Origin of the sequence: Vibrio sp. 1-Bac 57, from assembly GCF_037546855.1 — a bacterium.
Classification (GTDB): domain Bacteria; phylum Pseudomonadota; class Gammaproteobacteria; order Enterobacterales; family Psychromonadaceae; genus Psychromonas.
The window spans coordinates 1-10,583 of record NZ_JALAAC010000062.1 but is presented as its reverse complement, the minus strand read 5'-3'; the positions used below and the strand labels follow the sequence as shown (position 1 = coordinate 10,583).

8 protein-coding genes, 1 tRNA gene and 1 pseudogene are annotated in these 10,583 nt (G+C 36.6%); 8 read left to right on the top strand and 2 right to left on the bottom strand.

Features of this window, described 5'->3' with window-relative positions:
• The 5 genes and pseudogenes from MT391_RS20040 to MT391_RS20020 all read left to right on the top strand — a co-directional run.
• A partial coding sequence (locus tag MT391_RS20040; RefSeq protein WP_499499805.1) for a hypothetical protein occupies positions 1–1,230 on the top strand: 1,230 nt, incomplete at its 5' end.
• A 9-nt stretch (positions 1,231–1,239) separates the two neighbouring features.
• Complete coding sequence (locus MT391_RS20035) at positions 1,240–1,668, top strand: hypothetical protein (RefSeq protein ID WP_499499803.1); 429 nt, start codon at positions 1,240–1,242, stop codon at positions 1,666–1,668.
• Between the two features lie 204 nt (positions 1,669–1,872).
• Positions 1,873–3,159: a hypothetical protein gene (locus tag MT391_RS20030; protein ID WP_499499801.1), complete on the top strand. Its 1,287-nt coding sequence runs from the start codon at positions 1,873–1,875 to the stop codon at positions 3,157–3,159.
• Between the two features lie 114 nt (positions 3,160–3,273).
• Positions 3,274–3,780 (top strand): helix-turn-helix domain-containing protein, encoded by a 507-nt coding sequence (locus MT391_RS20025; RefSeq protein ID WP_166370789.1) that lies wholly within the window; start codon positions 3,274–3,276, stop codon positions 3,778–3,780.
• Positions 3,777–4,622: pseudogene (locus MT391_RS20020) on the top strand (IS3 family transposase); the annotation flags it as partial. The gene MT391_RS20025 and the pseudogene MT391_RS20020, both read left to right, overlap by 4 nt.
• A 54-nt stretch (positions 4,623–4,676) precedes the next feature.
• Here the strand turns inward: MT391_RS20020 and MT391_RS20015 are convergent.
• Positions 4,677–4,752: transfer RNA gene (locus MT391_RS20015), tRNA-Trp, on the bottom strand.
• Between the two features lie 139 nt (positions 4,753–4,891).
• On the bottom strand, positions 4,892–5,014 hold the full coding sequence (locus MT391_RS20010) for a thioredoxin family protein (protein WP_499499799.1): 123 nt from the start codon (positions 5,012–5,014) through the stop codon (positions 4,892–4,894).
• Positions 5,015–5,407: 393 nt separating this feature from the next.
• Here MT391_RS20010 and MT391_RS20005 point away from each other — a divergent pair, with 393 nt between their 5' ends.
• The 3 genes from MT391_RS20005 to MT391_RS19995 all read left to right on the top strand — a co-directional run.
• Positions 5,408–6,532 carry a phosphoserine transaminase gene (locus MT391_RS20005; protein ID WP_499499797.1) on the top strand — a complete coding sequence of 375 codons (1,125 nt, stop codon included), beginning with the start codon at positions 5,408–5,410 and terminating at the stop codon, positions 6,530–6,532.
• A gap of 442 nt (positions 6,533–6,974) precedes the next feature.
• Positions 6,975–8,339, top strand: coding sequence for a glutathione-disulfide reductase (gene gorA / locus MT391_RS20000; RefSeq protein WP_166371715.1), 1,365 nt, complete (start codon positions 6,975–6,977; stop codon positions 8,337–8,339).
• An 858-nt stretch (positions 8,340–9,197) separates the two neighbouring features.
• The coding region (locus MT391_RS19995) for a LamG-like jellyroll fold domain-containing protein (protein ID WP_499499795.1) at positions 9,198–10,583 on the top strand (1,386 nt) is incomplete at its 3' end.

The window sequence follows — 10,583 nt, the reverse complement described above, 5'->3', positions numbered from 1 at the left end:
CCCTCTGTTAAAGCTGAAATAAGTTATGATTTTTCAGGCTTTGGCACATTGGGTTATGCCATTTCAGACCAGCCTTTTAAATATGTACAACATATAGATAATGAAGGTTCCTTTGCTAAGGACAGTTTGATTGCGGGACAACTAGACATTAAATTTAATCCTAAATTTAGTGCAACAATACAAGCAAAATTAGCAGCAGATAACTCACAAGAAAATGGTGTTGAGCCAAGTATTACATGGGCTTTTTTATCTTATCGACCAAACAATGACTGGCTAATTCGATTAGGAAAACTACAGATCCCTGGCTACTTAAACTCGGTAAATAGAGATCTAGGTATTTCCTATGACTATGCTCGCCTCCCTAGCGAATTTGATTCAGTATCTCCTGTTTATAACTTTATAGGGGCTTCAATTAATAAAACTTTCACTCTTACCGATAGTGAAATTATTGTTGATGCCTACGCAGGTAAAACTAAAGCGAGTTATCGATATTATATCGGAGAGAGTATTGAAAACAGCATCAATCAAGGAGCTGATTATTATAAAGTAGATGTTGAAGTAATAGGTGCATCAATCACTTACAAAACCACCGACAATGTCTATTTAGCAGGTTTACACAGAGCAAGAATAAAGAAAAGAAATGGCAATTCATGGGATGCAAATGTAGGTTATTCTGATGCTATTCTAGGTTCTGGTTATTATAATACAGATGAAGGTAGCGGCACTTTAACAGTCGACAGTTTTGATTTATATATCGCCAATATTGGTGCAGATATCTACCTTGGTGATGGTGTTAGATTAGCCTCGGAATTGGCAGTGAGGAATTCAGATGACTTAGAAACAGGGCTTAATAGCATCTCAGGCTATGTGTCATTAAAGAAAAAAATTAATAACTGGACGCCTTATATTTTCTATTCTCAAATCAAAACAAACAGTGCAGATTTGAAAAAACATTCCCAAATTAATAATAACCAAGTACCTGAATTTATACCTTTCTCTAACAATATTAACGCTTTACAACACGTTATTGCTGATACCTTTGAAGCTTTTGACCAGTTTTCTATTGCGATAGGGACGTCATATCAGTTTACGCCTGTTAATATATTGAAAGCTGAAATAATGATGGTACAAGTCAATAAATCCTCTAGTCTTTTCGATATTCCTTCAGGCAATGCCTCCCAGGATTATAGTGCGACTGTGTTTTCAATTTCTTATAGTTTTGCTTTTTAGGGAGAATGTATGAAAAATAAACACTTCACACTTATCTCCCTGCTATTAACCTTTGTGATATCTATCTCCGTTAAGGCAGAAGTTGTCATGATTACTTCCTATCAAACGGATATTACAGATCTTGATGCGCGTATTATCAGTCGACTTTATACGGGTAAAATAATTGAAATCAATGGTATTTCGGTCATTCCTATTAACCAAGATCCATCAAATCCATTAAGAGCACGTTTTTTACAAAAATATTTATCCCAAGATGAAGATAAATACGCAGCTTATTGGACAGTAAGACGCTTCATTGGTAAAGGAACGCCTCCGAAAGAGTTCTTATCGGTCACCTCAGCACTTGATTTTATTATCGAGACTCCCGGCGCAATTGGTTATATCGATACCAACCTACTCACACTTCCTAAGGATATAAAAATCATTAGTAAACAGTGATATTGAGAGCTAACTCATTTAAACTATTGAAAAAATTCTAAGTGTTAATCAAAAAATCAACAGTCGCGACTCAATGCGGCAATGAATGCGTTCAGAAAACTAAAAATCAAAACAGATAACTAGAACAGATAATGAAAACGAAAAGTTAAAGCATATTTGAAGTAATAAAACGGACTTAAATTATACATCCAATTGGAGTGGATTTTGTTGATAAAAATACTATTAGCAATCAGTATTGCAATCTTGTTTCATGGCAATGCCAGTGCAGCAATTAATTATACATTCTCAGCTTTTGGGACAGTAGGTTATGCAATATCAGATAAACCTTATTCATATATGCAATATATTGATAATGAAGGGATATTTTCACGAGATAGCCTTCTTGCGGGGCAACTAGACATACAATTTTCACCTAAATTGACTGCAACAATGCAAGCTAAATTAGCAGCAGATAGATCACAGGAAAAAGGTATTGCTCCAGCCCTGACATGGGCTTTTTTATCTTATCGCCCTAACAATGAATGGGTGATTAATTTAGGCATGTTACCTATTCCAGGTTATCTTAATTCCGTAAATCGAGACGTGGGCGTCACCTATGATTATGCTCGTCTACCTGCCGAATTTGATTCAAAATCACCTGTTTATAACGTATTAGGAGCTTCAATTAGCAATACTTATGCATTTGCTAATAGTGAGCTTATTATTGATGCCTATGCAGGTAGAGCAAAACATAAGTGGCGATATTATATTGGTGATGACCTTGATAACTCATACTCCACAGGTGCAACTTATAATAAAGTAACAATGGATCTGATCGGTACATCGATTACCTATAAGACAACAGAAAACACTTACCTAGCGGGATTGCATATGGCCACTATCAAAAATGATGGTGCTAGCCTATGGCTTAAGGAAGTTGGATACAAAGCGATAACACCTGATATCGGATTTTATAATAATGATCCCAATGATGGCGCAGTTGCGGTAAGTAGCTATGATATGTTTATTTTTAATTTAGGGGCCGATATACACCTAGGTAATGATTTTAGATTAGCCACTGAGATAATATTAAGAAAAAATAATGATCTTGATATTGGTCTTAATACTCTCTCTGGATACATATCATTACGAAAAAAAATCAATAAGTGGACCCCTTACCTATTTTATTCTCAAATAAAAACCGAAAATGACACCTTAAATACCTACACAAAAATAGATAATAATCAGATACCTAATGGCATTTTTAGCAACATGCAAACGCAGCAGATTAATACATCGCAACATATTTTAGCGGACTTTTATCAAGGCTATGATCAGTTTTCAATCGCACTAGGCACCTCTTACCACTTTACCCCTTTGAGTGCATTAAAAGCAGAAGTAATGCAGGTGCAAGTCAATGATGCTTCAAATCTATTTGATATTCCATCTGAATATAAATCAAGTAATTATAGCGCAACGATCTTTACTGTTTCTTATAGCTTCGCTTTTTAGGGGAACATGTTTATTAAATGAGTAACAAAAGAAATAGCAAAACTAGAAATGAAAAAGCCCCGACATGAACTGACCCCCAATAGTTGGACAACCAATTACTGAGGGTCTTTTTTTATGTCCAAATATAGTCGTGAGTTAAAACTCATCATCGCAAAAGAATGCCTAGGTGGTAAGTCATCTAGGAAACTAGCAAATGAATTTACAATATCCTCTCGACAGATTCGATATTGGACTTCGGTTTTCGCAATTCATGGGACAAACGCATTCTTACCTACTTCTCATGGTTGTAATGCAAAAACAAAACTTCAAGCATTAAAATTAATGTGGACAAATGACTGGTCGCTCACTCACACTAGTGCTGTATTAAATTTGTCTTCACCCGGCTCTCTTTCTGTATGGCTAAAAACATATAATGAGGCAGGGCTTAGAGGACTTGAATGTTCCTCACTCGGGAGACCTCCTATGAAACCACAACCAAATACTCCTGCAAAGCCAAATAATGAAATGACACTTGAAGAACTAAAAGAAGAGCTTGCTTATCTACGAGCAGAGAATGCTGTTTTAAAAAAGTTAGAAGAGCTGGAACAGACAAAACGCCGTCAAATAAAGAAAAAGCGTTAGTTGTTTTAGCTCTCAAAGATAAGCATGCTTTGAAGCACCTCCTTCAAGCCACTCACTTAGCAAAGAGTGTGTTTTATTATCAAGTTAACGCAGGCAAAAAAATGGATGCTTATAGTCTTGAATTAGATCTTATTAAGACGATTTACCATGAGCATAAAGGCCGTTATGGCTATCGTCGTATTCACCTAGCGCTTAGAAGGCAAGGAGTTATGCTAAACCATAAGACGGTACAAAGACTGATGGCGCAATTAAACTTAAAATCGACAGTAAGACCCAAAAAATACAGCTCTTATAAGGGAGGTGTAGGGAAAACAGCACCTAATGTTCTTAAGCGAGACTTTAAAGCAACAAGACCAGATGAAAAATGGGTAACCGATGTAACTGAATTTAAGGTTAAAGATCAGAGAGTCTATTTGTCACCAGTTGTTGACCTATTTACCCAAGAAGTAATTGCTTATAAGATCGCTAAAAATGCTCGTTTACCATTAGTCACAGATATGTTGAAAGATGCTCTCGATAATTTGAGCAAGAACTCAAAACCCATCGTACATAGCGATCAAGGCTGGCAGTATCGGCACAAAGCATACCAAAAACAGCTTGCAGATTGTGGGCTTACACAAAGTATGTCCAGAAAAGGGAATTGCTTAGATAATGCAGTAGCTGAAAACTTTTTTGGATTATTAAAAACAGAAATGTATCATAGGCAAAACTTCAAAGATGCCGATGAACTGATAGAAAAGCTCGACGAATATATCGAGTATTACAATAAAAAAAGGATAAAGGTCAAATTAAAAGGCCTGACTCCGATAGAGTATCGAATCCAGGCCTTACAAGCCGCCTAACTAAAATGTCCAACTATTGGGGGTCAGTTCAACATAAGTCGAGGCTTTAAAATGTGGCAGGGGTGGAGAGATTCGAACTCCCAACATACGGATTTGGAATCCGTCGTTCTGCCGTTGGAACTACACCCCTGCAGACGAGACGGATAATACCTAAGCAAATTTTAAAGTAAAGTAATTTTTCATGAATATCAACCAACTGACTGTAAAACAATCAATAATTAAAATACTTAACCTTTAAAGCAATCAACATAACAAGCGTTGCTATTAATTTAACTCAAAAAAGCTGCCGTCGTGTTCTGATCAGGAACAGAACCAGAATGTACTAACTTACCATCAATGGAAATAGCAGGTGTAGTGATCACTCCCGCTTCCATAATTTCTTGTAAACACATGATTTTTATACTTTAATCGCAACGCCCATCGCGGTCGCTATTTTTTCTAATACTTCAGCAGTTGCAACACCGTTTTTATAGCCAGCTTTTTGCATCGTCAATAGTACAAAATACTTGTTTGTGTTGCAGGGCTTTGATGAAGGTATCTTGTAATAGATCTTGGGCTTGATCTTGATTACCAGTTTGCTTTATCAACTAGTTTTTTATTGCCACTTTTTATTGCGTATTCATTATCATGCCAAGCCTTCATCAAACAGCGCATAAGCACCTACCTTATTATTTCACTTCAGCGGTCATTAAATAAACATTAACGAAAATAATACTGTACAGCTTCAACAAATAGCATTACTTTTTATAGCCTTCAAGATATTTTCTTTAAAAGGACCTAACGACATGAGCACCAAACCACTGATTAAACCCGTCACTCCTAACTTCTCTTCAGGGCCTTGCGCTAAAAGACCAGGATATGACCTAGGGAAATTAGACCAGTCAACACTAGGCCGCTCACATCGCTCCGATATTGGAAAAAAGGCCTTACAGCAAGTGATCACCGATACTGCTGAGCTATTAAACTTACCAGCAGGCTATCGTGTAGGGATTGTGCCAGCATCAGACACTGGTGCAATGGAAATGATCATGTGGTCGATGCTAGGTCCTCGAGCAGTGGACATTTGTTACTGGGAGTCTTTTGGACAAGGTTGGTATGCAGATATCACTAAACAACTAAAGCTAGAAAACGTAAATGAAATTAAAGCAGATTACGGACAGTTGCCTGATTTAAGCCAAGTGAAAGCTGAAAATGATTGCATCTTTACTTGGAACGGCACCACTTCAGGTGTCAAGGTTGATAATGCAGACTTTATTAGCGATGCACGAGAAGGTTTAACTATATGTGATGCAACTTCTGCTGTATTTGCAATGGAAATGCCCTGGGAAAAATTAGATGTAACGACCTTTAGCTGGCAAAAAGTATTAGGCGGTGAAGGAGCTCATGGTGTAATTATTTTAAGCCCTCGTGCTGTTGAACGTTTAGAAAGTTACACTCCGAGTTGGCCATTACCTAAGATATTTAGAATGACAGCAGGTGGAAAGTTAATTGATGGCATCTTCACAGGCGCGACCATTAATACTCCATCCATGTTATGCGTAGCAGATTATCAAGATGCATTAAACTGGGTTAAATCGATTGGTGGTGTTGATGCTTGCATTAAAAAGTCTCAAGCGAATTTAGCCGTATTAAGTGAATTTGTAGCGACCCATGAATGGATTCATTTTTTAGCAGAAAAAGAGAGCATTCGCTCTAATACTAGTGTCTGTTTCTCGGTAGATTTATCTGATAAGCAGTTGAAACAGTTTATTAAGTTACTTGCCGACCAAGAAGTTGCTTTTGATATTGGGGCTTATAAAGATGCACCAAGTGGGTTACGTATCTGGTGTGGTAGCACCGTCGAGCAAAGCGATTTAGCAGCTTTAACCCCTTGGCTAACATGGGCTTATCAAACAGTTACTGAGGGTTAATTTTTAAATTAAAGCAATTTACCATCAATTTAACAAAGAATTTAATAAGCAAGTTAATAAGTAAGTTATAAAGAACAAAAAAATTGAGGTAAAAAGTAATTTAACCACGAAGTCACGAAGGGAAAGAAGTTAACGCTAAAAAATGAAAATCATAAACTCATTTTTCTTAGGTTCAAATAACATTCTCTCTTCATATTCTTCATCAAGCACAGTGATTCGTGGTTATTTTTCTTTTTAAGTCAAAAGTAATTTACCATCAGGACTAGCAATACACGTTGAAGATACAAAAGTTTGCTTCTTGAATTCAAGTAATAAAACGCAAAATTCAATACAAGCGGTATAGTTTTTTGCTGCAATGCTGTAACTTACTATTCATAAAAAGGTAATAAAATAAGTCTTACTACCTAACCATATTACTCCTGAACAATTAATGAGGTACTCCATGAGCAACAAACAATTCGATTTTGATTACATCTGTATCGGTGGCGGCAGTGGCGGTATTGCTTCAGCTAATCGCGCTTCAATGTATGGTGCAAAAGTAGCGATAATTGAAGCTAAAGATTTAGGTGGCACCTGTGTCAATGTTGGTTGTGTACCGAAAAAAGTCATGTGGCATGGCGCACAAGTCGCTGAAGCCATTAACTTATATTCTGCTGATTACGGCTTTGATCTTGATGTAAAAGGCTTTAATTGGGCTAAAATGGTTGAAAATCGTCAAGCTTATATTGGTCGTATCCATGAGTCTTATGACCGTGTATTAGGTAATAATAAAATAGAAGTCATTAAAGGCTTTGCTACTTTTGTAGATAAAAACACCGTTGAAGTTAATGGTGAAAAAATTACTGCCAAACATATTACTATTGCAACTGGTGGCCGTCCTAGCATTCCTAATGTACCAGGTGCTGAGCTAGGTATTGATTCTAATGGCTTTTTTGATATTACCGAACAACCTAAACGCGTAGCCGTTGTTGGTGCAGGTTACATTGCCGTTGAAATAGCTGGTGTATTAAGTGCATTAGGCACAGAAACACACCTTTTTGTACGTAAAGAATCACCATTACGCAGTTTTGATCCGCTTATTGTTGATACCTTAGTTGAAGTAATGGCAGCTGAAGGCCCTACATTACATACCCACTCTACGCCAAAACAGATCACCAAAGAAGCAGATGGTAGCCTGACACTTGAACTAGAAAATGGTCAAAGCCACAATGTAGATACTTTAATTTGGGCGATTGGTCGACACCCTGCTACTGACACGCTTAACCTTGAAGTAACTGGCGTTGAAACTAATGCTGCTGGATACATTAAAGTTGACCAATACCAAGAAACTAATATTCCTGGCATTTACTGTGTCGGAGATATCATGGAAGGCGGCGTTGAATTAACACCTGTTGCAGTAAAAGCTGGGCGTCAATTATCCGAGCGTTTATTTAACAACAAACCCGAAGCAAAAATGGATTATGATTTAATTCCAACAGTGGTATTTAGTCATCCACCGATTGGTACTATTGGGCTAACCGAGCAACAAGCCATTGAACAATATGGCCAGAAAAATGTGAAAGTTTACCAGTCAGGCTTTACTGCTATGTACACAGCCGTCACTCAACATCGTCAACCTTGTAAAATGAAACTAGTTTGCGCAGGAGAAAATGAAGTTGTTGTTGGCTTACACGGCATCGGTTTTGCGGTTGATGAAATGATACAAGGCTTTTCTGTTGCAATGAAGATGGGCGCGACTAAAGCAGATTTTGATAGTGTCGTTGCAATACACCCTACTGGCTCAGAAGAATTCGTTACCATGCGTTAAACACATAGTTCATGGTTATACTTCATAGGCATGAGTTAAAAAACTTATAAATTAAAACGGTATCTATACAATTTTATTTTAATCGATACCGTTTTATTATCATTCATTAATGTTACACCTTAATACATACCTCAACACACACCTCAAGAATATGCCCCCAATCTCTATTGATAGCAGCTATCTAGCACTTTAAATATTCGCACTATCTCACTAAAAACTATTCGGCTTTAAAAAGGGCTTAACCACGTATGTCGGGCTGAATTGTGTAACCAGTTAAAAATATTAGAAGTTAGAGAAAAAATGAAGATAGAGATTAAGTAATGTTCAGTTGAATTCTTATTCATTTTTACTTTTTTAAACATAACTTTTATCAATATAGCTGAGCACCATCAGCCTCATCCATAACCGATAGTCGATAACCGATAACTAAAATAATTACTGATATCTATTACCCCACCTTTAACTCCATTCACCCGAACAATTATTAATACAAAACGATAAATGATGAATAAAGGGAAAATAGCTCAATTTTTCTATTTATTTGAATGAAAATAAAAAATATACTCATAAGCAAATGAATATAAACAATAAAAATAAAATAATTCGTAAAGTTTTTTTGAAATAATTAGTTATAAAAACTAACTTAAAAAATTATTAACAATTTAAAATGCCTAAAACCCACCCTATTAAACATACAAATAGAGAATGAGAAATGCTGTATAGATCGACTTTACCGCTGATAAAAAGCGACTAATGAGAGCGAGATCATTTTATCAATAAGGAAAAATTGCCCCTCTAGTCTAATTATCGAACAATAAGCAGGTTAAAAATAATATTAAATGATTTAAAGGATTAAATATGAACATCAATAAAAATGGAAAAAAACTCAAATTATCTAAAATAGCAGCCGTTACCTTAAGTGCAGCTTTAGTTTTTGGTTGTGGTGAAGATCTAAAGTTCAAAGGCTCTACTATTGCTGATAATGGCGAAGCTAGTGAAGGTAATGAAGGTAATGGTGAAAGTGGGGCAAACCTTTATGCAGCAATTACAGATACACTAAGTATTTCAGATGATGGTGCGGGTTTCTTGAAATATAGCATTGTTGATAATCTTACCAATGAACTTACTAGTGGCGCTATAAGTATTGATGTGATTTATCCAACGGGTCAAGATCAAGACTTCTCAATTGGTCTATATGACTCGACTAATTCCACATCAAACATGGTTGCTGACGTAATTTTAAAGTCTGATGGCAGAATTGTGACGAGAGTTGCAGGTTCGGCTTCTAACACATTAACAGTGAAGCACACATTAGGTGATACAAACAATTTCAAAATAACTTGGGATGCGACAACGAATCAGTACGCCCTATCTTTAAATAATACAGAGATTTATACGGGTGATTATAACAATACTACTGCATCGGGTGTTGCCTACTTCGGCGTTAAACTTGGGTCAAATACTAAAGTAGCAGCTAAAACCTCAATTGTTGACAATATTGTAATTTATTCTGATACAGCCATGGTAACGACCGTCTTTGAAGATGACTTCGAATCAGGTTATATCGTTGGCGAATCACTTGATGGTGATGGCGATGTTTATAGTGGATTACAAGCGGTTATTGCAGGGTCTGAAGCAGATGAAGAGAATGAAGAGGAAGCAGGAGATTTCCCTACTGCACTGGATGAATTTAGTTTTACGTCAGGATCATATGCTAACAGCGGTTCAGCAACCACTCCACTTAAAGGGTCAGGTAATGATACAAATGTAATATCAAACACAGCAGGTGCAACTTCAGCTGAAAATATGGCGCTAAATCTTGCTCAAGGTAGTTCAGTTTTTGAAGAAGAAAGCTCAGAACCTTATGCATATTTATCTTACACAAGCACAGAAGGCTCTGGTGCAGATCAAATTACAGGCTCATTTACTTTAGAAGCGGTTATAAATCTTTCAAGCCGTGAGATTGCGAGCGATGTATCTTTAATTGATTACGCTAATACCAGTAACTATTTAGGATTCAAAACTTACATAGAAAGCTCTGATGACGATGAGGGTGTCGTTAAGTTTAAAATATATGGTGGTGTTATCGATGGAGAAAATCAATCCACAGAGGCCGTTACATCATCACCATTAGCAACAGATTCTTGGAGCCATATCGTCACAGTATATGATGCAGATGCGGCAGATTCAGGAACATATGGTTCTTTAACTATTTATATTAATGGTGTAGAGCAAGTAACTAAA